Source organism: Rhodococcus sp. BH4 (genome assembly GCF_002079265.1).
In the GTDB taxonomy this organism is placed as follows: domain Bacteria; phylum Actinomycetota; class Actinomycetes; order Mycobacteriales; family Mycobacteriaceae; genus Rhodococcus_F; species Rhodococcus_F qingshengii.
Window position 1 is genome coordinate 778,095 of sequence record NZ_CP014941.1, and the last position, 25,729, is coordinate 803,823.

22 protein-coding genes are annotated in these 25,729 nt (G+C 63.3%); 9 read left to right on the forward strand and 13 right to left on the reverse strand.

All coding sequences use genetic code 11. From position 1 onward, the window contains the following. The first annotated feature begins 5 nt into the window (after positions 1 to 5). Positions 6 to 1,400, forward strand: coding sequence for a cysteine--tRNA ligase (gene cysS, locus A0W34_RS03675; protein WP_003945830.1), 1,395 nt, complete (start codon positions 6 to 8; stop codon positions 1,398 to 1,400). Positions 1,401 to 1,402: 2 nt separating this feature from the next. Then, positions 1,403 to 2,374: a 23S rRNA (guanosine(2251)-2'-O)-methyltransferase RlmB gene (gene rlmB, locus A0W34_RS03680; RefSeq protein ID WP_003945749.1), complete on the forward strand. Its 972-nt coding sequence runs from the start codon at positions 1,403 to 1,405 to the stop codon at positions 2,372 to 2,374. Positions 2,375 to 2,408: 34 nt separating this feature from the next. Here rlmB and A0W34_RS03685 read toward each other — a convergent pair whose 3' ends face one another. Continuing rightward, positions 2,409 to 4,190 (reverse strand): ABC transporter ATP-binding protein, encoded by a 1,782-nt coding sequence (locus tag A0W34_RS03685; protein WP_081557330.1) that lies wholly within the window; start codon positions 4,188 to 4,190, stop codon positions 2,409 to 2,411. After that, positions 4,187 to 5,815 carry an ABC transporter transmembrane domain-containing protein gene (locus A0W34_RS03690; RefSeq protein ID WP_075832090.1) on the reverse strand — a complete coding sequence of 543 codons (1,629 nt, stop codon included), beginning with the start codon at positions 5,813 to 5,815 and terminating at the stop codon, positions 4,187 to 4,189. Before A0W34_RS03690 ends, A0W34_RS03685 begins: the two co-directional genes overlap by 4 nt. Positions 5,816 to 6,015: 200 nt before the next feature. On the opposite strand from A0W34_RS03690, the gene A0W34_RS03695 reads away from it, so the two are divergent. Beyond that, complete coding sequence (locus tag A0W34_RS03695) at positions 6,016 to 7,005, forward strand: iron-siderophore ABC transporter substrate-binding protein (protein WP_232329976.1); 990 nt, start codon at positions 6,016 to 6,018, stop codon at positions 7,003 to 7,005. A 4-nt stretch (positions 7,006 to 7,009) separates the two neighbouring features. Here the strand turns inward: A0W34_RS03695 and A0W34_RS03700 are convergent, their stop codons facing one another. Both A0W34_RS03700 and A0W34_RS03705 read right to left on the reverse strand, forming a co-directional pair. After that, the gene (locus A0W34_RS03700; protein WP_081557331.1) at positions 7,010 to 7,807 is read right to left on the reverse strand and encodes a helix-turn-helix domain-containing protein; all 798 of its coding nucleotides are present in this window, start codon (positions 7,805 to 7,807) and stop codon (positions 7,010 to 7,012) included. A gap of 180 nt (positions 7,808 to 7,987) precedes the next feature. Continuing rightward, positions 7,988 to 8,707, reverse strand: coding sequence for a hypothetical protein (locus A0W34_RS03705; protein WP_003945935.1), 720 nt, complete (start codon positions 8,705 to 8,707; stop codon positions 7,988 to 7,990). 365 nt (positions 8,708 to 9,072) lie between these two features. Between A0W34_RS03705 and A0W34_RS03710 the strand changes: the two genes are divergently transcribed. Next, a complete protein-coding gene (locus A0W34_RS03710) occupies positions 9,073 to 9,714 on the forward strand; it encodes a hypothetical protein (RefSeq protein ID WP_047269642.1) in 642 nt (213 codons plus the stop codon). 88 nt (positions 9,715 to 9,802) lie between these two features. Here A0W34_RS03710 and A0W34_RS03715 read toward each other — a convergent pair whose 3' ends face one another. The 7 genes from A0W34_RS03715 to A0W34_RS03745 form a co-directional block, all read right to left on the reverse strand. After that, positions 9,803 to 10,495: an LpqN/LpqT family lipoprotein gene (locus A0W34_RS03715; RefSeq protein ID WP_065352850.1), complete on the reverse strand. Its 693-nt coding sequence runs from the start codon at positions 10,493 to 10,495 to the stop codon at positions 9,803 to 9,805. A gap of 77 nt (positions 10,496 to 10,572) precedes the next feature. Then, positions 10,573 to 11,445 carry a biotin-dependent carboxyltransferase family protein gene (locus A0W34_RS03720; RefSeq protein WP_007733989.1) on the reverse strand — a complete coding sequence of 291 codons (873 nt, stop codon included), beginning with the start codon at positions 11,443 to 11,445 and terminating at the stop codon, positions 10,573 to 10,575. A 56-nt stretch (positions 11,446 to 11,501) separates the two neighbouring features. Further along, on the reverse strand, positions 11,502 to 12,119 hold the full coding sequence (gene pxpB, locus A0W34_RS03725) for a 5-oxoprolinase subunit PxpB (protein ID WP_081557332.1): 618 nt from the start codon (positions 12,117 to 12,119) through the stop codon (positions 11,502 to 11,504). Further along, on the reverse strand, positions 12,116 to 12,877 hold the full coding sequence (locus A0W34_RS03730) for a LamB/YcsF family protein (RefSeq protein ID WP_081557333.1): 762 nt from the start codon (positions 12,875 to 12,877) through the stop codon (positions 12,116 to 12,118). Before A0W34_RS03730 ends, pxpB begins: the two co-directional genes overlap by 4 nt. A gap of 34 nt (positions 12,878 to 12,911) precedes the next feature. After that, positions 12,912 to 13,793 (reverse strand): metal ABC transporter permease, encoded by an 882-nt coding sequence (locus A0W34_RS03735; RefSeq protein ID WP_003945811.1) that lies wholly within the window; start codon positions 13,791 to 13,793, stop codon positions 12,912 to 12,914. Further along, on the reverse strand, positions 13,790 to 14,668 hold the full coding sequence (locus A0W34_RS03740) for a metal ABC transporter ATP-binding protein (protein WP_081558747.1): 879 nt from the start codon (positions 14,666 to 14,668) through the stop codon (positions 13,790 to 13,792). Before A0W34_RS03740 ends, A0W34_RS03735 begins: the two co-directional genes overlap by 4 nt. A gap of 84 nt (positions 14,669 to 14,752) precedes the next feature. Then, complete coding sequence (locus tag A0W34_RS03745; RefSeq protein WP_042920537.1) at positions 14,753 to 15,703, reverse strand: metal ABC transporter solute-binding protein, Zn/Mn family; 951 nt, start codon at positions 15,701 to 15,703, stop codon at positions 14,753 to 14,755. A gap of 139 nt (positions 15,704 to 15,842) precedes the next feature. On the opposite strand from A0W34_RS03745, the gene A0W34_RS03750 reads away from it, so the two are divergent. Then, positions 15,843 to 16,931, forward strand: a complete 1,089-nt coding sequence (locus A0W34_RS03750; RefSeq protein ID WP_003945452.1) for a LacI family DNA-binding transcriptional regulator — start codon at positions 15,843 to 15,845, stop codon at positions 16,929 to 16,931. Positions 16,932 to 16,934: 3 nt separating this feature from the next. On the opposite strand, the gene otsB is transcribed toward A0W34_RS03750, so the two are convergent. Both otsB and kstR read right to left on the reverse strand, forming a co-directional pair. Further along, on the reverse strand, positions 16,935 to 19,475 hold the full coding sequence (gene otsB, locus A0W34_RS03755; RefSeq protein WP_081557334.1) for a trehalose-phosphatase: 2,541 nt from the start codon (positions 19,473 to 19,475) through the stop codon (positions 16,935 to 16,937). 87 nt (positions 19,476 to 19,562) lie between these two features. Next, a complete protein-coding gene (kstR, locus tag A0W34_RS03760; RefSeq protein WP_003945752.1) occupies positions 19,563 to 20,201 on the reverse strand; it encodes a cholesterol catabolism transcriptional regulator KstR in 639 nt (212 codons plus the stop codon). 94 nt (positions 20,202 to 20,295) lie between these two features. Here kstR and A0W34_RS03765 point away from each other — a divergent pair, with 94 nt between their 5' ends. The 4 genes from A0W34_RS03765 (at position 20,296) to A0W34_RS03780 (ending at position 25,727) form a co-directional block, all read left to right on the forward strand. Next, on the forward strand, positions 20,296 to 22,458 hold the full coding sequence (locus A0W34_RS03765; RefSeq protein ID WP_042920534.1) for an acyl-CoA dehydrogenase: 2,163 nt from the start codon (positions 20,296 to 20,298) through the stop codon (positions 22,456 to 22,458). Between the two features lie 83 nt (positions 22,459 to 22,541). Further along, positions 22,542 to 23,582 (forward strand): acyl-CoA dehydrogenase family protein, encoded by a 1,041-nt coding sequence (locus A0W34_RS03770; protein WP_058039246.1) that lies wholly within the window; start codon positions 22,542 to 22,544, stop codon positions 23,580 to 23,582. After that, a complete protein-coding gene (locus tag A0W34_RS03775) occupies positions 23,567 to 24,718 on the forward strand; it encodes an acyl-CoA dehydrogenase family protein (protein WP_007734012.1) in 1,152 nt (383 codons plus the stop codon). The genes A0W34_RS03770 and A0W34_RS03775 overlap by 16 nt, the downstream gene beginning before the upstream one ends. Positions 24,719 to 24,725: 7 nt before the next feature. Next, the gene (locus A0W34_RS03780; protein ID WP_050657067.1) at positions 24,726 to 25,727 is read left to right on the forward strand and encodes a bifunctional MaoC family dehydratase N-terminal/OB-fold nucleic acid binding domain-containing protein; all 1,002 of its coding nucleotides are present in this window, start codon (positions 24,726 to 24,728) and stop codon (positions 25,725 to 25,727) included. Positions 25,728 to 25,729 lie beyond the last annotated feature (2 nt).

Sequence of the window (25,729 nt, forward strand, 5' to 3'; positions counted from 1 at the left end):
TGGTCGTGACCCTGCGCCTATACGACACCGGTACGCGGGCCCTTCGGGATTTTGTTCCGTTGGCCCCCGGACATGCATCGGTGTACCTGTGTGGGGCGACAGTTCAGGGTGATCCTCACATCGGACACGTTCGTAGCGGCGTCGCTTTCGACGTGCTGCGACGCTGGCTGTTGGCGCACGGCAACGACGTTGCCTTCGTGCGCAACGTGACGGACATCGACGACAAGATTCTCAACAAGGCCGCCGGCGCCGGTCGACCTTGGTGGGAGTGGGCGGCGACGTTCGAGCGGTCGTTCACGTGGGCCTACGACCAACTGGGTGTGCTGCCGCCGTCCATCGAGCCGCGGGCCACCGGTCACGTGACGCAGATGGTCGAGATGATGGAACGTCTGATCGAGAACGGCCACGCGTACGCGGCGGGCGGTGACGTCTACTTCGACGTGCAGAGCTACCCCGAGTACGGCGCACTGTCCGGCCACAAACTCGACGACGTTCATCAGGGCGAGAGTGCGGCCGAGGGCAAGCGTGATCCTCGCGACTTCACCCTCTGGAAGGCCGTCAAGCCCGGTGAGCCCTCGTGGCCGACGCCGTGGGGACCCGGCCGTCCGGGCTGGCACCTCGAGTGCTCGGCCATGGCGGAGTTCTACCTCGGGGCGGCATTCGACATCCATTGTGGTGGACGCGATCTCGTCTTCCCGCACCACGAGAACGAAATTGCGCAGGCCAAGTGCGCCGGCGACGATTTCGCTCAGTACTGGTTGCACAACGGCTGGGTCACGATGAGTGGCGAGAAGATGTCCAAGTCGTTGGGCAACGTTCTCTCGGTGCCGAACGTGCTCAAGAAGGTTCGTCCGCAAGAACTTCGGTACTACCTCGGTAGTGCGCACTACCGTTCCAATCTCGAGTACTCGGACGAGGCGTTGGACGAAAGTGCGAAGTCCTACCAGGGGCTCGAGTCGTTCGTCCTGCGCACACACAAGCGTGCGGGTGGCGTCGAACTCGGTACGTGGACCGAAGGTTTCGCGGCGGCTCTCGACAACGACTTGTCGGTGCCGATCGCGTTGGCCGAGATTCACGGCAAGGCGAGCGAGGGTAATTCCGCGCTCGCTGCCGGTGATCTCGACGCGGCTCGGGTGGCTGCCGGCCAGGTGCGGGCCATGCTCGCGATCCTGGGCGTCGACCCACTCGACGAGCATTGGACGCAGTCCGGTGGCGACACCGAGACGGCAATGGAAGCTTTGGACGTGTTGGTGCGGGCCGATCTCGATCGTCGGCAGCAGGCACGTACGGAAAAGAACTGGGCGGTGGCGGACGAGGTCCGCGATCGCCTCATCAAGGCGGGTATCGAAGTAACCGATACTCCCGACGGACCCGAATGGTCCCTTAAGGCAGGGCAGTAACAATGGCTGGAAACTCGAGCAGGCGCGGCGCAGTCCGGAAGGGCGGCACCAAGAAGGGCCAGGTTGCCGGTTCCGGCGGTAAGCACCGTCGCGGTCTCGAAGGGCGTGGCGCTACGCCGCCCGCCGAGGCACGCACCAAGCATCCCGCGGCAAAGCGTGCAGCGCGCGCCGCACGTGCCGACGAGAAGCAGGGCCGCGGTGGCCGTCCGGGTCCGGGCCGCAAGGTTCTCGACGGTCCCGAGACAGTGCTCGGACGCAACCCGGTGGTCGAGTGCCTACGCGCCGGTGTTCCGGCGACTGCACTGTGGGTCGCCGTCGGCACCGAGAGCGACGATCGACTGAAGGAATCCGTTCAGCTCGCTGCGGATGCCGGCATCTCGATCCTCGAGGTCCCCCGCACCGATCTGGATCGCCTCAGCGCCAACGGTCTTCACCAGGGCATCGCCCTGCAGGTTCCGCCGTACCGCTACGCGCACCCGGACGATCTTCTCTCGGAGGCACGCAAGCATGCCGAGCCGCCGCTGCTCGTCGCGCTGGACAACATCACCGATCCCCGCAACCTGGGTGCCGTCGTGCGCTCGGTCGCAGCTTTCGGTGGACACGGCGTCGTGATTCCGGAGCGTCGTAGCGCGAGCGTGAGTGCTGTCGCTTGGCGCACCAGCGCCGGCGCTGCCGCTCGTTTGCCGATTGCTCGGGCAACCAACCTCACCCGCACGCTCAAGGACTGGGCATCGAAGGGTGTTCAGGTCGTCGGTCTCGACGCCGAGGGCGACACCACTCTCGACGATTTCGACGGCAGCGGTCCCGTTGTGATCGTGGTCGGTTCCGAGGGCAAGGGCCTTTCGCGCCTCGTCCGCGAGAACTGCGACGCGATCCTGTCGATTCCGATGGCCGGTCCGGTCGAGTCGCTCAACGCCTCGGTTGCCGCCGGAGTCGTCCTGGCGGACATCGCCCGCAGGCGTCGTAGCAGCTGAGTTGTAACGGCTTTCGGGTGAGTCTGGCTGGGTTCTAGCTCCGCACCGACCAGGCTTCCCACAGTGCAGCGTAGGAACCGTCCGCGCCGATCAGTTCGTCATGTGTCCCGCTCTCGACTACGCGGCCACCGCTCATGACGAGTATGCGATCGGCGCGGACTGCTTGGCTCAGCCGGTGTGCGATCACCACGGCGGTCCTGCCGGTGACTGCGAGCTCGGCTGCCTGATCGAGTAGACCGGCTGCGGTGGTTCCGGCTTCGGCAGTCGCCTCGTCGAGGATGACGACGGGAGGATCGAGCAGAGCCAGTCGGACGAGGGCTATGTGCTGTGCCTGCGCCGCCGTCAACTGGTACCCACCGGCCCCGACCCTGGTCTCGAGTCCGTCCGGAAGTTCATGAATCCATTGAGCTTTCATCGTGTCGACGGCTTCGGCGATCTTCGCATCGTCCGAATCTGGTGCACACAACCGGAGATCGTCGGCGATCGTCCCGACGAACACGTGAACTTCCTGGCTGACGAGGACGACTTCGTGCCGAAGTTCGGCATCACTCAGGTCGTCAATCAGTGTGCCGTCGACGGTGATTCGCCCGTCCCCGACGGGAATGATGCCGGCAATCAGTTTGGCGAGCGTGGTCTTTCCGGCGCCGCTGCTTCCGACGACGGCGATTCGTTCCCCCGGTGCGATCGAGATCGAGATCGAATCGATCACCGGGGTGGAGTTGTCGTACGAGTAGGAAACCCGGTCCACCTCGACGCCGATGGGTTCGGACCGAGCCGAGGCAGGAATGCTCGTGGGCCGCCCGGGCATCGCGGTGACTCCGATCAGGCGAGCGAGGCTGGCACCCGCATCCTGCAATTCGTCGATGTTCGAGAGAAATACCGCGATGGGGCTGAACAGACTGTGGAAGTAGAGGGCGGCGGCGGTAGCGGCCCCGATGGACACCGAGCCTGTGGTCACGAGCCAGTAGCCGACGCTCAGGACGGCGGCCAGTCCGAGCAGTTCGGCGCCGTTGAGTTGGGCGAAGAAGTTGGTGCGCAGGCGAACTGCCTGCATGTCGAAGCTGATGGCATGCTCGGAGGTCTCGGCGATTCGGTCGATGTGCTCGTCTGTTCGCCGCAGGGCACTGACAGTGCCTGCGCCTCCGAGAGTTTCGATGAGCTGTTGTCCCCGCCTGGCCTGCGCAGCGCGAGAGCGTCGGTAGACGGGTCCGGAGCGTCGGAGGAAATGACGAAGAGCGAAATAGTGAATCGGCGCAACGGCAACGATTGCCACGGTGAAGCGCCAATCGATCACTCCCACACCGACAAGCGTCAGTGAAATCATGAACAGGGCAGACACGGTGGCGGGTAGTACTCGCGCGATGACGGTGTTTACCGCTTCGACGTCGCCCGAGACCCGGGAAATCAGATCACCGGTTCCGGCATCCTCGACCAGTGACGACGGCTGCGCGAGGGTGGCGGCGAACACGTCCTCACGAAGATCGGCCAGCACGTTCTGCGCGACGTTCGCCAGAAGCTGTGTGCTCCACCAGGTCAGCGCAACCCCTGCTGCCGCTGCGCCGAGCATGAACGCGGTGATACGCAGGAGTGAGGCAAACGGTTTGCCCTCCGTGACCGCATCGACCATGAGTCCGAGCAGTGCCGGGGTGGACAGGCCGCAGGCCGTAGCAGAGAGAAGTACGACGGTCGTGAGTGCGAGCGCTCGCTTGCGTGGCCGAAGCAGTGCGATCAATGCGCGGACGGTCTGCTTGGTCGACGCGATCGGCAGGGCAGATACAACCGGAACAGCAGATGCATCCGGAAGGGTATCGGTCACAGCGACTCTCCCTCCCGAACGCCGTGGTCGATCGTGACGACACGGTCACACGAATGGAGCAGGGTCGGGCTCGAGGTGATCACCAGAATGGCCTTGTCGGGGAAGTTTCTCAGCGAGTGTGCAATCCGATGCTCGGTGACAGAGTCCACGGAAGTGGTGGGTTCGTGGAGGACCAGGATCGGCTGGGGTTGATGGAGAGCGCGGGCGAGGAGAAGGCGTTGGCGTTGACCTCCGGAGAGTTTCTTTCCTTGCTCGCCTACCTCGGAGAGGTGGCCGTCGGGCAGATGCGTCAACACGTCGTCGAGCGCAGATGACGTCATTGCCGACGAGTCGACGTTCGGTGCAGCCAGATTGTCGAAGACGGTGCCGGTGAACACGGTTCCTTCATGGGCGGAGACGAACACCTGATCACGAACTCCGTCCGGGCCGAGGTCGGTTGCATCGGTGCCGAATACGAAGTAAGAGTCGGGGGCGAGCGGGGTCTGATAGGCGAGTTGTCGTGCCAGTCGGTCGGCGGAATCGTCAGCGCGCACACCCACCACTTCTCCGCGGCGAGCTGAGACGACGGTTCCGTTGTCCGCCGAAATCAATAGGGCGTCTTCAGTTCTGGCAGGTTCGGTCGCGGCCGTGGGGGCCAGCGATTCGATCAGGTGTGGCTCGGCCAACAGTTCGGACAGTCTGCGCGCGGAACCTCGCTTGGCAGCGAGTTCGGCACCGAAGAACCCCAGCGTTTCCATCGGACCGGCAATCACTCTGCTCAAGCCGACAACGGTGACGAAGTTGCCCACGGTGATCGTGCCTTGATGCGCCATCCACGCGGCTCCAAGCGCAACCGAAGCCAGCACCAACGCGGAGACCCCGGAATTGAGCGCGGTCAGGCTGGACATTGCTCTGACCGTCCGGATCGCTGCCTTCATCGACTCCCGGCTCGCGTTGACGTATCGCGACAGGGCGGTGGGTTCAGCCCCGAAACCCTTCAGTACCCGCAGTCCCAGCGTGAAATCCGTTGCAAGCATGCCTGCCTCGGCTGCCTTCTTCTGCTCTGCATACACGCGCTCGTCCAACGGACCGCTGATCTTGTGGATGAATATGAGCTGCGCAGCGGTGATGAGTACGACGATCAGTGCGAGCGGCCACGAGACGAAGGCAAGCGAAATCACTGCCGCGGCGAGCCCCGCAAATGCCGAGCCCTGTTCGGCGACAACCCAGGAGAAGCCCGAGACGTGTGAGGCATCCGAGGTAGAGATGGTGAGAACTTCACCGGTCGAACGCTGAGCTTTCATCCCTCTGGCATCGAGTATTCGTCTGGCAGCATTCAGTCGTAGGTCGTGTTCGCCGTAGACGAAGACCTGCGTGTTCAGGCGAACTGCGATGCGCCACGACAGAGCGAGTCCCACGAACAGAGCACACAGCACCGCAAGCCACACGAGAAGTGCTGTGCTGTCGGACTTTCCGATTGCCCGGTCGACGACGGTGCCGATCAGCACCGGGATGAGGGCTTGAGCTACCTGATACGACGCCTGCCCGGTGACGGCTGCAACCAGTCGCGGGCCGCGTCCGGAGGAGAATGATCCGACTCGGATCATCTCCATCGGACCGGAACGAGTTTCGGGCAGCGCTGACACTCGTGAAACTCCTCGCCCAGATCTGAACACTCGTTGTGCAGTTCTACGGTAGAGCCGGTGCGAGTGCGGAAAGTGCTCGCAGATGCCAAGGGCTACGCGGCAGCGGCCAGATGGAGTATCGACACCCCATTACTTGGATCGGGTCTCGATATACCTGGCTGGTCGAAACAAAGTACGTTTGCGAAGAGAGCTGACAGAAGATGAAGAGCACTACCCGAATAGTGGCTGCGTTGGCCGCGATTGCCCTGCTCGCAGGCTGCCAGAGCAGCACCGAGTTAACAGCGTCGGAGGGCACGACGCAGTTGGCCGAGGCCGGCGCGCTGCCGGTCACCGTTGATCACGCGTACGGGTCGACCACCATCGAGACCGAACCTCAGCGGATCGTGACGATCGGCTGGAACAGCCAGGATTCGGTCCTCGCACTGGGCAAGACACCCGTCGCCATGGAGTCGTTCAGTGGGGCAGGCTTGGAGAACGGCATCCTGCCGTGGGACGAAGAATTGTTGGGCGATGTCGAACCCACGTTGCTCGACAGCACGTCCGGTGTGCCGTTCGAGCAGATCCTGGCGTTGGAGCCGGACGTGATCATCGCAGTGGTCTCGGGAATCACCGAAGACGACTACGCACGTCTTTCCCAGATCGCACCCACCATTCCGTTCAAGGAGACCGCATGGGCGACCACGTGGCAGGAACAGTTGTCGACCATCGGATCAGTACTCGGCCAACCGAAGCGGGCTGCCGAGCTGATCGAGGAAACTGACGATTCCATAGCCGACCTGGCTGCCGGATCCCCGAATCTGAACGGGAAAACCTTGACCTTCCTCTCGGGAAACATCGACGGCCTCACCAATTACTGCGCTGACGACGGCCGAGTCATCCTGATGTCCCAGCTCGGACTGAAGCAGTCGGCCGGAAGCGCAGAGCTGTGCGGCGACACCCAGGGGTCGGTGACTGCATCGCGCGAACAGTACAACGAACTGGACGCGGACGTGATCGTGCTCAACGACGCGAGTGGGCAGGGGCTCCCCGGATTGATGGGGGACAAGTTGTTTGCCGACCTGCCGGCAGTCAAGGACGGCAGGCTGATTCAGCAGCTCGGTCTGGCACGAGTCATGGCCTTGGCTTCACCCACGTCGCTGAGCGTCAAATATGCTTTCGCGGAACTGGTCTCGAAGATGAACGGGTTCTGACCAGTTAGGCTGACAACTCGCACGCGTCCGAGTAGTAGTTCTTCGGTGTGCGTCCGGTGACCTTGCGGAACACGCTGGTGAAGGCGCTGGGGGTTTCGTATCCGACGCGACGGCTTACCGTCGAAACAGGAACGCCCGCAGCGAGATAGGACATCGCAGCGCGGACGCGAACTTGAATTCGCCACTCGGTGAAGGACATCCCCGTGCCTTGAGAGAACACGCGGCTCAGGGTGCGGGGGCTTCCGCCGACCACGTAGGCCCAATCGGCAAGCCCGCGTTGATCGGCGGGGTCGGCGATCAGGCGGCGTGCGACGGCGAGGGCCCGGGGATCGGCGGGCATCGGTACTGCGACATCAGCCGCCTCGATGGGCGCGAGCGTGTCGAAGACTACGGATTCGGCGCGCAAGCGAGCCTCGGTAGGCATATTTCGCTGGTGCAGATGGATGAGCATCGTCTTGACGACGTCGTCGATGCCGATGATCGCGGGTTTTGTCCACGGGTGGGGGAACGACTCGGGCCGGAAATAGGTGAAACGAGCCTCGGTGGATGCGCCGAGCGTGATGCGCCGTGGAGTTCCAGCTGGAATCCACATGCCGACCGTCGGTGGTATCTGCCAACGAACGTCGTCGATGTACGCGCTCATCTCGCCGGAAGCGCCCCAGAGGAGTTCGTGTTCGGGATGGCGGATCTCACGCCACGCGCGCTTCTGATCACGCCCGATGGTGGACGTCGTCATCGAGAAGGGGAGCGGAACGTACCGGCCTGCCGGCACAGCCCAGCACGGAAATCCTGTGGAACTCATCGGTGGATCATACCGCGAATGACTTAGGTAATGCTTTCCTATTTGGTTCTTTGATGCAGGCGCGACGGAGTGCGATCGCGACAAAAGATCGAGGGTGGCACCGAGTCCGAAGACTCGATGCCACCCTCGAACACATTCCCCGACGGAGTGTTTACAGGTGGAGCAGGCGGAGCGAGTGAATCAGCTGCCGTTGGCCAGGACACCGCTGATGATGTCGGAGATGAAGCCGGCCGGGTTGTCGAGGATGGAGGATCCGGCCGAACCGGTTCCGCCCTCGCCGTCAGAAGAGCCGAAGCCCAGATCTGCCGAGCCCGATGCGGCCGCCTCGCCGGGGTTCTTGGCGCGGATCTTGGCGTAGACGCCGCTGATGTTCTGTTCGGTATTGAACGTCGAGATACCGATCGAGCTCGACATTTCCTGGTACGAGCCGATCGGTGCATCGTCGGCGACGAGGTACTGCGCCTCGATCGTCACGGTCTTGCTTCCGGTGGGTGAGATCAGCCAGCCGGTGCTGGGTACATTCACGGTTCGGGCGGCAGTGTCAACCGAAGGCGTGACGGATTCGGTCTTCTGACCGCCGATCAAGTGCCACGCGTTGACCGTCGCCGTGCCCTGGATGTACTTGAACGTGGCGGGGTAGCGGTCGACGAACTGGTCGACGTAACGCTCGGGGTGGCCTGTTGTGGAAATGACCGTGCGCACGGTGACTTTGCCGCCGGGTGCAACTTCGCCGTCGCCCACGATGCTCTTGGTGATCCGGACGTTGGAGGAGTTGACCGTTGCCGCGGACGGGTGGGTGGCATCGGCGCTCGCGGTGCCTGCGGTCATCACGAGTCCGCTGGTTGCAAGTGCCGCGATTGCGATTCCGGTAAGTGTTTTGCGCATTGAAAAACGTGACATGAAATTCTCCGTTCGAGGGGTTCACGCTGACGGCGATGGGATGACTCTTCGAAGGTTGCGCCGCGGTAACCATTGAAACCTATCGGACGCTTGCCTATGTATCAGTTCGGCAGAATTTACGGAAAAGTCCGAATTGAGAGGACTTTTTCGGTGTCGATTGCCTGCTGTTAACTGATTGTCGACTATTTCGACGAAAAGCTGGGCGAATGTCCAGGTCGACTGTATCGTACTTCGAGAGTCGGGTTGCAACAAGTTCCAGTAATCAATGAATTCGGTTGTCCTGGAACCACACAGAGTGGAGATTGTTCGTGGCAAAGTTTGGATCCAGGAATCGTAGTCTGTCCACCGTTGGAGCTGGTTTGGGGGTGATTGCTCTTGCTGTGGGCGCAAGCGCGCTGGGTGCGGGAGTCGCGACTGCCGAGACAGCAACTTCCGGTGCCTACACATTTACTCGCACCGTGGACAATGCGTCGCCGAAGATCGGTGACACGATCACCTACACGACAGTGTCGAAGAAGAGCGGAATCGACGGGTATATCAGCAGGTTCACCGAGACGCATGCCGCATGCTTGACCTTTGTCCCGGGCTCGGCGAAGGTCACGAAGTTTCACGTTGGCGGGACGATGACCGAAACCACTGAAACGCCGGAACTGACAGCCACGACGCTCGAGGTGACCAGTGCCGGCTGGATCAACAACGGCAGCAAACCGGTGACCATGAAGACCAGCTACACGGTTACTGCTTCGTGTGCGCCGGGAACCGTGTACGGAAGTGGATTGGCGGTAGGTGCCACGGTGATGGGCAACGGATTCCAGTCGAGTGCGAATTTCGCCAACTTGGGCCCGTCCATCACTGTCCGCGCCGCGGATGTGGTCGATCCGGTTGACCCGGTTGATCCCGTTGATCCGGTTGATCCCACTGGCCCCGGAACCGGTGGCGGAATCGGATCGCTCGGCTCGTTGAGTGGTGGCCTCGGTTCCCTCAGCGGCCTGTTCGGTTCGAGCTAGGCGAGAGTTGTGAAACGGCGGGCCGAGACTGTCGTGGTCTCGGCCCGCCGCGGTTGTTCGGTGATCGGGTATTCAAACCATCAGGTGCTCAGCCGAATTCGATCGAGGTGTTGATTTCTTCCACCTGGTTGGAGGTCTGCATGTTCGTCGTGTCGGTGAACTGGTTTGCAAAGCTGACCAGGTAGACCGGCGAGTTGTCGTCGGCTTGGTAAGCGACGACCGTCATGACGGCGTAGAGCGGAACGTCCAGGTTTGGGGCGGTCCAGGTTCCGGAGAGGCGGAAACCCTGCTGTCCGTCGACGTCGATCTCGGTGTACTTCACCTCGGTCCACCCGTCGAGAGTGGCGATCGTTTCACGCGCAGCGGCAAGAACCTCGTCTTTTGTTGCGGTGCCCTGGTTTTCGACCGTCACCGTGGTGTTCGGCATGAAACCGCTGGGTTCCTGGCTGTTGCTGGACAACGCGTCCGTAACGCCGGCAGGGATGTTCTCGCCGTGAGTCCAGCTCGGCGGGAGGCTGACGCTGATGCTCGGCGCTTCGGGGTCGTCGCCGGTTTCGATCGTCGTCCGCTCACCGATGAACGGTGTTCCGTCCCGTAAAGTCGGCTTCGCGGCAGCGGCAGACGGTGAGGATGCAGAGCTTTCGGAAGCGGTGGTCTCACTGGTGTTGGTATCACTGGAGACGGCGTCGCCGCTTTCCGAACTGCTGCATCCGGACAAGACGAGTGCAGCAGTGATCAGTGACGCTATTCCGAGAGCAAGTGTGCTGCTCTTAGGGCTCATAGTGTGACAGTCCTTCAGGTTCTGGCGACGGCCGAGCGCCGCCGGCAGCATTGCTGGCGCGGCTGAGACTATCAGCGCTACGACGGCCGAGTAGTGGCCTTGAAGGTAATGGTGCTGCCGGGCCGCAGCTGTGCCAGCGACGCAATCCCGGCGTCGGAAACGACGGCGATGACCGGGTATCCGCCGGTCACGGGATGGTCGGCGAGGAACACGACGGGCTGGCCGCCTGGCGGCACCTGGATGGATCCCGTCACGACGCCTTCGCTCGGCAATTCCCCGGTGCGTGAGCGATGCAAAGGCCCTTGGCCCTGTAGCCGGACCCCGACTCGGTTGGTGTGTTCGGTGACTTTCCACGTGGTGTGAAGGAGCGCGTGAACGGATGCGGCGGTGAACCAGGAATTTCGGGGGCCGAGCGTGATCTCGATCGGAACTGCGCCGAGTGCAGGTGCGGGCGGTGGAATCAACTCTTCGGTGGGCCACGTCCCTTCCTCGGCCCCGAGGAGGACTAGATCGCCGGCGGCGAGCGGCGGCGGCCCGAGTCCGGAGAGCGTGTCGGTGGATCTGCTTCCGAGTACCTGCGGGACGTCGACGCCACCGCGTGCAGAGATATACGTTCTCAACCCGGTTGTGCTGTAACCCAATTCGAGAATGCTGCCACTACCCAGATGGATGCTCGCGTAGTCAGGTGCCGGCCGTCCGTCGACGGCCAGCGGCACCCGCGCGCCTGTCGCTGCCACCGTCATCGAACCGACGGCCCGCATAGCGAAACCCCCAGCGGTGACTTCGATGGTTGCTGCTCGAAAAGTGTTGCCTACGAGTCTGTTGGCGCTGTCATGCGAGATCATGTCGACGGCGCCGGATCTTCCGACCCCGAGGGCGCCGTAGCCTCTCCGCCCGCGGTCCTGAACTGTGGCGAGCGGGCCGGTACGCACAACCTCGAGCCAGGCCATGAATCCATTGTCCCGCAACAGCGCGGTGAAGACACCAAAATCATGCTTGCACCAAATCATGCACGGACAAAGGTGACTGTGGTGCCGGGTAGAAGCAGCGCCGGCGGGCGGCGCTCGGCATCCCACACCGACAGTTCCGTCGTTCCGATCAACTGCCAGCCGCCCGGGGAGCTACGCGGGTAGACGCCCGAGAACGGTCCGGCCAACCCGACTGCACCGGCCGGGACCTGCCTGCGCGGGTCCGATCGACGTGGAACTTCGAGCTTTCTCTCGTTGCTGGTCAGATACGCGAAGCCGGGGGCGAAACCGATGAACGCGACGGTCCACGACGCAGACGTGTGAGCGTCGATCACACCGTCGACCCCGAGGCCGGTCAGCTTGCCCACCTCTACGAGATCGGTGCCGTCGTAGCGGACCGGAATCTCGACGGCAGGCCGCCCACTCTCGTCAGCTGTGAGTTCGATCGGTACGGCCCCACGTACCCATTTCTCCACCAGTTGGTGCGCGGTGATCGTGTTGTCGTACTCGATCAAGATGGTTCGCGCCGCGGGAATCAGGTCGATCACGCCGGGGATCCGACTGGCGTCGAGAGCCCTGAAGTTGCCCAGCACACTCGGCAGTTCGTCGTACTCGACGAGGACTGCGGATTCACCGGCGGGCAAGATCGCGATCATGTGAACGGCGTGATCTCGACGTCGGAAGATTCGAGGAGAGTGCGGATTGCCACGGCCATGTCGACGGCTGCCGGACTGTCACCGTGCACGCACACCGATGCGGCAGCGACTTTCAACGTGCTCCCGTCGACTGCGTCCAACTCGCCGTCGACGACCATTCGCCGAACCCGTTCTGCAACAAGCGTCGGGTCGTGCAGAACGGCGCCCGACTCGGTGCGGGGGACCAGGGTGCCTTCCGCCGTGTACGCACGATCGGCAAAAGCCTCGGCGACCACGTCGAGACCGGCCTCGCGCGCCTCTTCCAGAAACACCGAACCAGGTAGTCCGAGAACAGGTAGCGAACTGTCATAGGCAACGACGGCGGCGACCACGGCCCGCGCCTGCCGTCGGTGATGGACTATTGCGTTGTAGAGCGCGCCGTGGGGTTTGACGTACGTGACCCGCGATCCGGCGACACGAGCCAAACCGTCGAGTGCCCCTATTTGATAAATGACGTCGGCGGTGAGGTCCTTCGGGGAGACGTCGATGAAGCGTCGGCCGAAACCGGCGAGGTCTCGGTACCCCACCTGCGCGCCGATCCGCACGCCGCGGGTGGCTGCGGATTCGCAAGTCGCCAACAGCGTTGTCGGGTCGCCGGCATGGAATCCGCAGGCGATGTTCGCGCTGGTGACAAGTTCGAGCATGGCGTCGTCGTCGCCCAGGGTCCAGGCTCCGAAGCCCTCGCCGAGGTCGCTGTTCAGATCAACGCTGTAGCCCATACCTCGATTCTAGGTAGGTATGGGCTCTCGGTGTTCAGGCGTGCGCCGGAATCCGTCCCGCATTCTTGCGGCGTGCGGATCCGAAGAGTCGGCATATCAGGTAGATCACGAACGAGACCGAGGTGACGAAACTCGAGACGGGAACGCCGGGGGCCAGCGAGAGAAGGATGCCGCCGACGGCTGCCAGTTCGGCGAACACGACGGAGAGGATCGTGGCCTTGAGTGGGCTTGCCGTGACGTACGCGGCGGCCGCTGCGGGGGTGATCAGCAGCGACATCACCAGCAGAGCACCGACGATCTGTACGCCGAGTGCTGCGGTGATGCCGACCAACACTGCGAACACGATCGACAGTGCCCGGACCGGAACACCGCGAGCTGCAGCAACTTCGGGGTCGGTGCTTGCGAACAGCAAAGGGCGGTAGATAAATCCGAGTGTGCCGATCACGATGACCGCGCACAGCAGCAGAAGTTCGAGACCGCTGTTTCCCGGCGCCACGATCTGTCCGACCAACAACGAGAAGCTGGTTCCCGTGCGACCGTCGTACGCCCAGAGGAACAACACCGACAGGCCGAGGCCGAAAGCCATGATCACGCCGATCACCGAATCTCGGTCGCGCGCTTTGGCTCCGAGCAGTCCGAACAGCACTGCCGCGACCACGGATCCGACGATGGCACCGAAGCCGACGCCCACACCGACGAGAAGTGCGGCGGATGCGCCCGTCAGTGACAGCTCACTCGTTCCGTGCACCGAGAACGACATCTGACGGCTCACGATCAGCGGCCCGATGATGCCTGCCAATAATCCGAGGATGGCACCGGCAATCAACGCCTGTTGGACGAAGTCGTACTGCAGTAGGTCGACGGTGGCGGACACGTCGAACATCCGCGACATCGCGTCGGTGAACTTGTTACTCACTGGTGGTGATCCTCATCAGAATGGTGAACGCCTTCTCCCGGGCGTAGTCCGCCTGCGCTGCCGAGCGCGTCGATGGCGTCGCCGGTGCCGATCACGACGAGGCGGCCACGAACCTGCAACACTTCGACGTCGGTGTTGTACAGATCCGAGAGAACCTCGGACGTCATCACTTCGGCCGGCGTCCCGATCCGGAATTTACCGTCCACCAGATAGAGCACTCGATCCACCAACGGCAGGATCGGATTGATCTCGTGCGTCACGAACAGCACCGCGGTGTCATGGCTGCGCCGCCGCTTGTCGATCAGCGTCGAGACCAGGTGCTGGTTGGCGAGGTCGAGGCTGAGCAGCGGCTCGTCGCACAACAGTATCCGCGGGTCGCCGACCAAAGCCTGTGCGATCCGCAGTCGCTGCTGCTCACCGCCGGACATGGAACCGATGGGAGCGTCGGCGAACGACTGGGCGCTGACCTGTGCGATGGCGTCGTCGACGATCTTGCGGCGACGACCCCGACGCAGTAGGCCCGTACCCCACTGGTGACCGTCGACGCCGAGGCCGACCAGGTCGCGGCCGCGGAGCGGGAGGCCGTCGTCGATCGATTTCTGCTGCGGGATGTACCCGACGTGTGAGTTCCCGGCCCGTGCCGGCGTGCCGACGATCTGTGCACTACCGCCGCTGAGTTGTAGTTGGCCCAGCAGAATCTTCAGGAGCGAGGTCTTGCCCGACCCGTTCGGCCCGAGTACGGCGATGAACTCACCTGGCTGTACCTCGAGATCGAGCCCGTCCCACAATGTGCGGGCGCCGAAGGACAATCGAGCGTCCTTCAGCGTCACAGCGGGCACGGAGGCCGCTGAAGGCGCGGTGCTACCAGAAGGCACGGTGTTACCAGGGGGCACAGGAGTATTCGCGGAAGTTTCTGTCACAAGCCGATCGGTTCTTCTCGGAAATGGTGGGGCAAATAATTACTGGGCAGAGAGGGCGTTTGCGAGCGACTCCGCGGTCTGCGTCTGCCACTGAATGTAGTCCAGGCCCTCGGGGAGAGTCTCCGTAACCTCGACGACGGGCACTCCGGCGGTTTCGGCGGTGGTGCGCATATCCTGGGTCACTTTGTCCTGTGTCTGGATGTTGTAGACCAGTGCGCGGGCCTGCTTCTCCGAGAGGAGCTGGCGCGTTGCGGCGATTGCGGCCGGTGAAGGATCGTTGCCGTCTTCGATGGCACTGGTGAACTCTTCGGGAGTTGCGTCCTTCAGTTCAGCTGCGACCAGGAGGTAGTGCGCGATCGGCTCGGTCTGCGCCACCGGTGCGCCTGCGTGGGCAGCGGCGATGGAATCGGTGATCGCTGTGACGCCGGCGAGCTTCTGGCTGTATGCCTTCGCGTTGTCCTCGTAGGTCGCCGCGTTGTCCGGATCGAGAGCGCTCAGCTGATCGGCCACCGAATGTGCGACGGCGTCGACGGTCGGGATGTCGAACCAGACGTGTTCGTTGACTGCGCCGTGGGTGTGACCGTCATGCGATTCGCCCGCGGTTTCGCCGGCGTGGATGCCGCCGTCGAGCAGGTTGTAGGCGTTGACCGTCTTCTGCTCGCCCTTGCCTGCGTCGAGGACGTCGGTGATGAACTGGTCGTAGCCGCCACCGTTGTAGACGACGAGCGATGCGTCGGTGATCTTGGCGGCATCGGCGGGAGTCGCCTCGAACGAGTGCGGGTCCGCGGACGGCTCGTTGATGATCGACGTCACGGTCAGCTTGTCGCCGGCGACGGCCTGCGCGACGTCGCCCCACACGTTCGTCGATGCGACGACGGTGATGCCGTCGTCCTTCGAGGAGGTTGAGCTGCACGCGGTGAGCGCGAATGCTGCGGCGACCGAGACGGCCGCGAGGGCGGTGGCGGTGCGGAATTTCGACGACGAACGCACGTGCTTTTCTCCTGAACAAAGGCTGGGCTAAATGCTATTGGAAACCGTTACCGTTACACATTAGCGCATAGTCGCTGGTAGTTCACCTTCGGTTCAGCCCCAACGCGCCGTCTGCGGGCACTACGGCTAACGTCCGTTTATGCCCCGGTCCCGTCAGCCACGCCGTCAAGCCACTTTGGCGTCGCTTGCCGCCGAGCTCAATGTGTCGAGAACTACAGTCTCGAACGCGTACAACCGACCCGATCAGCTCTCCGTCGAGCTGCGGGATCGAGTGCTCCAAGCGGCCAAGCGACGCGGATACCCCGGACCTGATCCGGTCGCCCGCTCCTTGCGAACTCGCAAAGCCGGCGCCGTCGGTCTCCTGCTCACCGAAGCACTCAGTTATTCGTTCCGCGACCCGGCCGCCATGAGCTTCCTTGCCGGTCTCTCGGAATCATGTGAGGACGCCGGCCAGGGCTTGCTGCTCATCCCGGCCGGGCCCGGCCGCGACGAGGTGGATGCTGCAGCCGTGGTCCAGCAGGCGGGCGTCGACGGCTTTGTCGTCTACTCCGTGGCCGACGACGACCCGTATCTTGCCGCCGTGCTCGAGCGTCACATTCCGATCGTCGTCTGCGACCAGCCCCGCGAGATTCCCGGTGCATCGCTCGTGGGCATCGACGACCGCGCTGCCATGCGCAAGGTCGCCGACTACCTCATCGGTCTCGGACACCGTGACATCGGCGTGCTCTGCATGAGGCTGGGGCGCGACCGGATGGACGGCGTCGTCAGCCAGGAACGACTCAAGTCCCCACACTTCCACGTCCAGCGTGAGCGGATCGAAGGAGTGCGCGACGCGATGGTGGCGGCCGACATGGACCCACTCTCACTCACCGTGATCGAGCGGTACGTCCACACATCGCAGTCCGGGCACTCGGCGGCGGCGGAAGCTCTCGCGACCAACCCCGAGATCACCGCACTGGTCTGCACCACCGATGTGCTGGCTCTCGGCGCCTTGGACTGGGCGCGCTGGCAGGGCATAGATGTACCTGGCCAACTGTCGATCACCGGATTCGACGGCGTTGACGAGGCGCTGCGTGAATCACTCACAACGGTGCGCCAGCCCCAGGAAGAGAAGGGCCGGCGTGCCGGTGCGCTCTTGATGTCGCCGTCCGGATCCGGCGTTCCGATAGTCGAGATGCTCGACACCGAACTACTGGCCGGGCGAACATCAGGTCGGATCAAGGGGTAGCGCTCACGCCAGGAGTTGGGCGCAGCGCAGCAATCCCAGATGGCTGTACGCCTGGGGGTGGTTGCCCAGTGAGCGTTCCGCGATGGGGTCGTACTCCTCCGCGAGCAGTCCGGTGGGACCCGCTGCCGCGACCAACTGGTCGAACAGTGCCTCTGCTTGCAGGCGTTGCCCGATCAGTAGGTATGCCTCGACGAGCCAGGCGGCACAGAGATGGAATCCACCTTCGATGCCGGGCAGGCCGTCGTCGTGATGGTAGCGGTATACCGTTGAGCCGCTGCGTAGTTCGGCCTCGGTGGCTACGACGGTCGCTGCAAAGCGCGGATCCGTCGGATCGATCAGCCCCGACAGCCCGATGTGCAGAGTCGCCGCGTCGAGATCGGTACCGTCGTAGGCTGCGGTGTACGACTGGACGTCGTCCTTCCAGCCCTTGTGTCGTACTTCGTCGGCGATCTGGTCACGCAGTTCCACCCACTCGGGCAGGGCCTCGCGAGAAAAGCGGGTCGCAAGATCGACGGCGCGGTCGACGGTGACCCAGCCCATAACCTTGGAATAGACGTGGTGGCGCGGGTTGTCGCGAATTTCCCAGATGCCGTGATCGGGTTCGAACCAGCGCCGCTGCACTGCTTCGACCATGGCGCACACCAGTTCCCAGTCGCGGTCGCTCAAAGGATCGGGATCACCGGCCTTTTCGCGTGCATTCGCCAGTTCGACGATGAGCTCGACGATCGGGCCGAACACGTCCAGTTGAACCTGCTGATTCGCGGCGTTTCCGACGCGGACCGGCCGGGAGCCGGCGTATCCGGGGAGTGAATCGATGACGGCCTCTGGCGGTAGCGAAGTCCCGTGGAGCGTGTAGAGGGGGTGCAGGCGCTCGGGTCCCGGCAGTGTTTCGAGCACGCGGTGGACCCAGTCCAGGTAGTTCTCGGCCTCGTCGGTGGATCCGACGCTCACGAGAGCTGTTGCGGTGAGGGCGGCGTCGCGCAACCAGCAATAGCGGTAGTCCCAGTTGCGGACTCCGCCGATCTCTTCCGGCAGGGACGTCGTCGCGGCAGCCATGATGGAACCGGAATCGGCGTGGACCAGCCCGCGCAAGGTCAGTGCAGAGCGTTTCATCAAGTCCGGCTTCAGCTTCGGGAGTTCGAGCGTCTTGGCCCAATCGGACCAGTAGGCCTCCGAGGTCGCTCGACGCTCGAGCTCCGGAACGTCGGACGGGCCGATTTCTTCTGTTCCGCAGCGCAATTCGAGGACGACGTCACCCTTGGACGGCTCGACGATGGCGTGGGCGGTCTGCTGGTTTCCGTCGGTGGCGATGTTCCACAGCACACCGGGGGAGCGGAGCACGTACGGCTCGTTGGTGCCGAGGACCCGAATGCCCTCGTCGACGACCTCGAGCGTGACCTGACCCTGGCCGAACTCGGGACGGGGTGCAAACGAGACGATCGCGTCGGCCTGACCGGAAATGATGCGGGTCAGGTCGGTTCGTCCCTGTGGGACGTCGTGGGGGAGGTAGTCGGTGACGGACAGGCTCGCCCAGCGGGTCTGAACTGTCATCGTGCTGTCGATGTACTTCTGGCTCAGCGGCAAGGCTGTGCGTCGAGGCCCGACCGAGAAGTGGCCGGCCCCGGTTCCGCCGAGAAGGTGTGCGAAGACGGCCGCTGAATCCGGTTCCGGGTGACACAACCAGGTCAGCGTCGCATCCGGGGTCACCAAAGCGACGGTGCGCGGACTGGCGAGCATCGAGAGCCGCTCGATGGGCGGAGCGTCGGCGCCGGAAAGCCACGTACGACGCTCGTCGAGCAGGAACGCCAGAGCAGCAGCGACGTCCTCGGTGCTGTCGACGCGATAGTCGGCGACGGTGTCCCCGCTGCCGACCTTGATTCCGATGTCCGGCCCCTGAAGCCTGCTGAACGCCTTTTCGTCGGTCACGTCGTCGCCGATGAAGACGGCAGCGGTTGCGCCGTCCTGATGGCGAATCAAGTCGAGTGCGTGCCCCTTGTCGGTGGCGATGACAGCCAACTCGACCACCGATTTGCCCTCGGTGACCTGAACGCCTGGCCAGAGTGCCGATTCGGTGCGGACGGCGATGAGCGCCTTCTCGGCGTCGTCGGCACTGGTGTTGCGTACGTGCAGTGCAACGCTGGCGGGCTTCTTCTCCACCGTTGCCCCAGGGGTGTCGGCGGCGATTCGGCCCAACTCGGTGACGATCTCGTCGAGCAGTTTCCTGGCGTCGGCGTCGACCGCGTGAACGAATCCGATGTCGAACTCGGAGCCGTGGCTGCCGACCAATTGCACTTCGGCGGGAAGTCGGGACAGCGCAGCCAGATCCTTGAGGGCGCGGCCCGAGATCACGGCAGCCGTCGTCGACGCGAGGCTGGCGAGAGAGCGAAGCGCACGCACCGTTTCCGCCCGGGGATACGCCTTGTCCGGGTTGGCGACGATGGGTGCCATCGTCCCGTCGTAGTCGGAGGCTACGAGCAGACGCGGCGTGCGTGCCACGCCTGACAGCGCTCGGCGGAGTTCGATGGACAGATCTTGTGCGCTCACCTCTTCAAATCTAGGTGATGCAGCGACTCCTGGCTCGATACGTTTCCGGCCGATCAGTGCAAAAATGACAGATGCGACAAAGGATGTCTATTCGGGTTTCCGAGTTCCGTCACCGAGCAGCAGTTCAACCGTCAATTCCAGTCGATTGGCGACATCGGTAGCCGAAGAGCGTCGCGTGAGCCATGCCACCAAATTGGACAGCCACACATCGGAGATCACGCGCGCGATCGCCAACTGCTCTTCGGTTGGCTCCTCTTCGGTCATCGCTCGTGCGAAGAGGCGGTCCATCAACTGGCCGACCTGATCGACCTCGGCCGCTGCGGAGGCGTCGGCGAACATGAACGCGCGAGTCATCGCTTCGGTGAGGAGCGGATCGCGCTGCATCGCGCGGGTGATGAGGCTGAGGATCAGCTGCATCCGCTCGAGCGGACTGGTTCCAGGCGGGATCTTGCCCTTGGAATCGATCTTCTCGAATTCGCGTGCCAGGGCGGACACCAGTAGGTGAACCTTGGACGGGAAGTAGCGATAGAGCGTTCCGACTGCGACGTCGGCACGCTCGGCCACGGCGCGCATCTGAACAGCCTCGTAGCCCCCCTTGGACGCCAAGGCGAGTGTTGCGTCGAGAATCCGCTTGCGGCGTTCACGTTGCGCGTTGGAGCTGAGATCGTCGTCCCCGAGCGTTGCAGAAGCAACCGCGTTGGAGCGGGATCGGGATGTTGTGGTCATCGACAAATTCCTTCGCGCCTTGACTCTTGGCCAGGTGTCATATTAGAACACGTTCTAAACAATTGTGTCACTTATCGAGAGGCGGGAACCAGTTGTGACAATCGCCACGACCGATGAACAGCGGGCGGTCCAGGAATCGATAGAGGCCTGGGCTCGCTCGGCCACGCCGATGGACATGGTACGCCGTGGACCAGCAGTTTCGTGGCGGGAGAAATGGTCCGAGTTCGCGTCTCTCGGGATATTTTCGGTCGCCGTTCCCGAAGCGGTAGGCGGAGCCGGGGCCGAAATCGTCGATCTCGCAGCAATGCTCGAGCAGGCGGCAATCGAACTCGTGCCGGGTCCTGTTCTCACGACTGCACTCGCAGCTCTGGTGGTGGGGCGTAGTTCGTCGCCCGCTGCCAAGCGATGGTCCGAAACGCTCGCCGACGGTGCGCTGCCGTGTGCCGTCGTATTGGACGAAAGTCCAGTTGCGGCAACGGCGAATGCGTCCGGCGGCATCGAGCTTCATGGCGAAGGAGGTTACGCCTGGGGCGGCGATTCAGGCGTATCGGTACTCGTGTCGGCGGGCGTCGTGTCCGAAGACGAAGGCTCGCGTGTCGTCTGGGCTCTCGTCGACGGAGACAGCGAAGGCGTGACCTACGAAGCGGTCGACACGATCGACAAGTCGCGACCACTGGCGCGAGTCTCCTTCGATCGAGTGACGGTCGATGCCGACCGGATCCTCGATGACATTGCGCCAGGATCGGTTTCCGACCTAGCGGCGGTACTTGGGGCTGCCGAAGCTGCCGGAATTGCGGCGTGGAGCCTGCGTACTGCGGTGGAGTACGCGAAGATTCGCGAACAATTCGGAAAGCCCATCGGCTCGTTCCAGGCGATCAAACACATCTGCGCCGAAATGCTGTGTCGCGTAGAGAATGCCGGAGCCGTCGCCTGGGATGGTGCGGTCGCTGCCGAGTCGGGCGACGAACTTCCGATCGCCGCAGCAGTGGCCGCCGCGGTGTCGCTGGATGCCGCTGTCGACACGGCAAAGGACTGCATTCAAGTGCTCGGCGGCATCGGATTCACCTGGGAGCACGAGGCGCACTTCTACCTTCGTCGAGCACTGTCGCTCCGGCAGATTCTGGGCGGATCGTCTCATTGGCGCGCACGCGTCGCGGAATTGACGATCGGCGGCGCACGGCGTCACCTTCAGATCGACTTGAGTGAGCTCGAATCCGACCGGTCCGAAATTCGCGAAGAGGTAGCGCAATTGGTGGCGCTGCCCGAATCCGAGCAGCGCAACGCGTTGGCCGAATCGGGCTACCTTGCGCCGCACTGGCCCAAGCCGTACGGCCGGGGCGCCAAGGCCGCGCAACAGATTCTGATCGAAGAAGAGTTGGCGGCCGTCGGTATCGGCCGACCCGATCTGGTGATCGGCTGGTGGGCAGTGCCGACCATCCTCGAGCACGGCAGTGCGGAGCAGATCGAAAGATTTGCGACTCCGACGCTCAAGGGCGAGATCACCTGGTGCCAGCTCTTCAGTGAACCCGGCGCAGGTTCGGATCTTGCGGCACTGCGCACGACCGCGGAAAAGGTCGACGGCGGTTGGAAGCTGAACGGCCAGAAAGTCTGGACTTCGCTTGCGCGTGAAGCTGACTGGGCCATCTGCCTCGCCAGGACCGATCGCGAGGTTCCCAAACACAAGGGCATCACGTACTTCCTTCTCGACATGAAGACGGCTGGGATTCGAATCTCGCCGCTGCGCGAGATCACCGGAGATGCCCTGTTCAACGAAGTCTTCCTCGACGACGTCTTCGTCCCGGACGAGTGCGTCGTCGGCCAGCTCGGTGGAGGCTGGAAACTGGCCCGAACGACCCTCGCCAACGAGCGGGTCGCAATGAGCGGTGGCTCTTCGCTCGGCGGTGCGATGGAGGAATTGCTCGAGCTGGCCGGCGACCCCGATCCTGTGGTGGCAGACAAGCTCGGTGGGCTGATCGGAACCGCCATGGTGGGCTCACTGCTGGAATTGCGCACGACACTGCGGCAATTGGACGGTCAGGATCCGGGTCCGGCGTCGAGCGTCCGCAAGCTGGTGGGCGTGCGCCAGCGTCAGAATGTCGCAGAGTTCGCCATGGAATTGGGTGGCCCGGCCGGATGGGTGGAGGGTCCGCTCTCGCGTGAGTTCCTCAACACGCGATGCCTGTCGATTGCCGGCGGAACCACGCAGATTCTGTTGACCGTCGCCGCGGAGAGAATTCTGGGCCTGCCCCGTGATTAGACGGCGTGAGTAGAGGCCTTTAGAAATGTCCACGTTGGTGATACAACTAGAACACGTTCTACATCAGAGACAGGATTGCCAGCGTGGACTTCACTCCCGATGAAACCCAGGAAGCGGTAGCCGAGGTGGCTACCGCGCTCCTTGCCCGCGAACTGGAGCCGGACGCGCTCTGGGCGGCATTCGCCGATGCCGACCTGCTCACGTTGGCCCTGCCCGAGCGTCTGGGCGGCGAGGGACTCTCCGTCGCCGACGTCGGTTCCCTCCTCGTCGAGGTCGGCCGGGCCGCTGCTCCAATTCCGGCTCTCGCAACCCTCGGCTTCGGTGTACTCCCCATAGTCGCTCTGGGGACCGACGCTCAACAGGAAGAATTGCTCACCGGAGTCGGCGCCGGACGGGTGTTCACCGCGGCGCTCGGTGAGCCGGGTCAGCAGTTCCCGGCACAGCCGTCGACCACCGCCCATCAGTCGGGCGACTGGTATCGCGTCAGCGGGACGGTGCTTGCCGTGCCTTTCGCGGCGAGCGCACACAGAATTCTTGTGCCCACCGACGCCGGAGTCGTTCTCGTCGATCCGACCGCCGCCGGCGTCGCATTGACGCCGACTCCCAGTGCGTCCGGCAGTCCCGAGTTCGCAGTCACCATGGACGAGGCAGTCGGTGAACTTCTCGGTGCCGGCGAGGAAGCCGTCCAGACGCTGTACCGGATCGCCACGGCAAGCATCGGAGCCGTTGCAGACGGTTTGGTGTCCGGTGCCGTCGATCTCACTGCGGCGCATGTCGGCTCGCGTGAGCAATTCGGTAAGCCGCTCGCCACGTTCCAGGCAGTCTCACAACAGATAGCCGACGCGTACGTCACCTCCCGGACCCTTCATGTCGCGGCGTTGTCGGCGTCCTGGCGCGTGTCGGAGGGCCTGGACGCCCAGTCGGACCTCGACGTCATGGCGTACTGGATCGCCCAAGAAGTGCCTGCCATGATGCAGGTGCTTCACCACCTGCACGGTGGTCTGGGCGTCGACGTCACGTATCCACTTCATCGTTACTACTCGACTGCAAAAGACCTGGCACGCCTGCTCGGCGGTGCTTCGCAGCGACTCGACCTCGTGGGGGCCCGGTGTTCATCGATCTGACCGACAGTCAGCGCGCATTGCAAGCTGAACTTCGACGCTACTTCTCGACGCTGATCTCGCCCGAAGAGGCCAAGATCATGCGCGTGGAGCGGCATGGCCCTACCTATCGCGAGGTCATCCGTCGTATGGGCAAGGACGGCTGGCTCGGCGTCGGCTGGCCGGTGGAGTTCGGCGGACGTGGGTTCGGTGAAGTCGAGCAGCAGATTTTTGTCAACGAGGCTGTGCGGGCGGATGTCCCACTGCCTTCGGTGACTTTGCAGACCGTCGGTCCGACCCTGCAGAAGTACGGCAGCGAGGAGCAGAAGCAGAAATTCCTGCCCGCGATCCTCGCCGGTGAAGTGCACTTCGCGATCGGCTACACCGAACCGGAAGCCGGCACCGACCTTGCAGCACTGCGCACTTCGGCGGCACGAAATGGTGACGAGTACGTCGTCAACGGCCAGAAGATTTTCACCACCGGCGGGCATGACGCCGATTACGTGTGGCTCGCCGTGCGGACAGGGTCTGCCGATTCAAGGCACCGCGGCATCTCCATCCTGATCATGGACACCAAAGATCCCGGCTACACCTGGACCCCGATCATCACCTGCGACGGTGCGCATCACGTCAACGCCACCTACTACGAGGACGTTCGCGTTCCGGCGAACATGCTTGTGGGTGAGGAGAATCAGGGCTGGCGCTTGATCACGACGCAGCTCAACCACGAACGCGTCATGCTCGGTCCGGCAGGTCGTGTCGCAGGGATTTACGACCACGTCTTCGATTGGGCCAAGCGTGAAAACCTGCTTGATCACGTTGACGTACGGCGCGCGCTCGGCGAAATTCATGCGACGTACCGCCTCAATGAGCTGCTCAACTGGCAAGTGGCGTCGAGTGATTCGGATTCGGTGGATATCGCCGACGCTTCGGCAACCAAAGTGTTTGCGACCGAGCGTATCCAGCGGGTCGGTCGACTGGCGGAAGAGATCGTCGGGCGGTACGGAAATCCGATCGATCCCGAAACTGCTGATCTCATGGAGTGGTTGGACATGCAGATCAAGCGCAACCTGGTGATCACCTTCGGCGGTGGAGTCAACGAGGTGATGCGCGAACTGATTGCGACCGCCGGCCTGAAGCTTCCTCGCGTTCCGAGATAGGAAACAAATCGTGTCAGATCCCATTCTCACTGCTGCCGAGCGGGTTCGAGAGGACGGGCCAAGCGCTCCTCGCGCCGGCCGGGACCCCGTGAACCTGCCGATGATCCGCAACTGGGTCGAGGCGATCGGTGACGAGAACCCGATCTACGTCGACGAATCGGCTGCCCGCGCCGCCGGACACGACGGAATAGTCGCACCGCCGGCGATGGCGCAGGTATGGACGATGCGCGGTCTGGGGGCAATTCGAGAAGCCGACGATCCGTTGGGACGGATGACGGACATTCTCGACGAGGCCGGATTCACCTCCGTCGTCGCGACCAACTGCGATCAGATCTACCACCGCTACTTGAAGCCGGGTGAAGAAGTCACCATCTCCTCGGTGTTGGAAGACGTAGTGGGACCCAAGAAGACAGGTCTTGGTGAAGGGTGGTTCTTCACTACCCGTAGCTTCTGGCGGGTCGGCGAAGAACTGGTCTCGGAGATGATGTTCCGGATCTTGAAGTTCGCGCCGCCAGTCAGCGAGAGTTCCTCCACTGACGTCCCTGCGGACCTGGACGCATCTCGAATGCTGCGTCCGACAGCATCCCTCGACACGCAGTTCTTCTGGGACGGTGTCGCCGCACACGAGTTGCGTATTCAACTGCGTGCGGACGGTTCGGTACAGCACCCGCCGGTGCCCGCGATCTGGAAAGACAAGTCGGAGCAGACCGACTACGTGGTGGCGTCAGGTCGGGGAACGGTCTTCAGCTTTGTCGTTCACCACGCCCCCAAGGTTCCTGGTCGGTCGTTGCCGTTCGTCGTTGCCCTGGTCGAACTGCCTGAGGGTGTGCGGATGCTCGGCGAATTGCGCGGTATCGATCCGTCGAGTGTGTCGATCGGAATGGAGGTGGAGGCGATCTACCTCGACTTCCCCGGAGACGACGAGACCGGGGGAACTCCCTGGACTCTGTACGCCTGGCAGCCGGTTTCTGTGTCTGCGGTGTCTGCGGTTTCTGCGGTGAAGGAGTGACG

Bases quoted from the DNA above. Each gene is read 5' to 3' on its own strand.
- rlmB (WP_003945749.1), top strand. From the start codon at position 1,403: ATGGCTGGAAACTCGAGCAGGCGCGGCGCAGTCCGGAAGGGCGGCACC.
- A0W34_RS03695 (WP_232329976.1), top strand. From the start codon at position 6,016: ATGAAGAGCACTACCCGAATAGTGGCTGCGTTGGCCGCGATTGCCCTG.
- A0W34_RS03700 (WP_081557331.1), bottom strand. From the start codon at position 7,807: ATGAGTTCCACAGGATTTCCGTGCTGGGCTGTGCCGGCAGGCCGGTAC.
- A0W34_RS03705 (WP_003945935.1), bottom strand. From the start codon at position 8,707: ATGTCACGTTTTTCAATGCGCAAAACACTTACCGGAATCGCAATCGCG.
- A0W34_RS03715 (WP_065352850.1), bottom strand. From the start codon at position 10,495: ATGAGCCCTAAGAGCAGCACACTTGCTCTCGGAATAGCGTCACTGATC.
- A0W34_RS03720 (WP_007733989.1), bottom strand. From the start codon at position 11,445: ATGGCCTGGCTCGAGGTTGTGCGTACCGGCCCGCTCGCCACAGTTCAG.
- pxpB (WP_081557332.1), bottom strand. From the start codon at position 12,119: ATGATCGCGATCTTGCCCGCCGGTGAATCCGCAGTCCTCGTCGAGTAC.
- A0W34_RS03730 (WP_081557333.1), bottom strand. From the start codon at position 12,877: ATGGGCTACAGCGTTGATCTGAACAGCGACCTCGGCGAGGGCTTCGGA.
- A0W34_RS03750 (WP_003945452.1), top strand. From the start codon at position 15,843: ATGCCCCGGTCCCGTCAGCCACGCCGTCAAGCCACTTTGGCGTCGCTT.
- kstR (WP_003945752.1), bottom strand. From the start codon at position 20,201: ATGACCACAACATCCCGATCCCGCTCCAACGCGGTTGCTTCTGCAACG.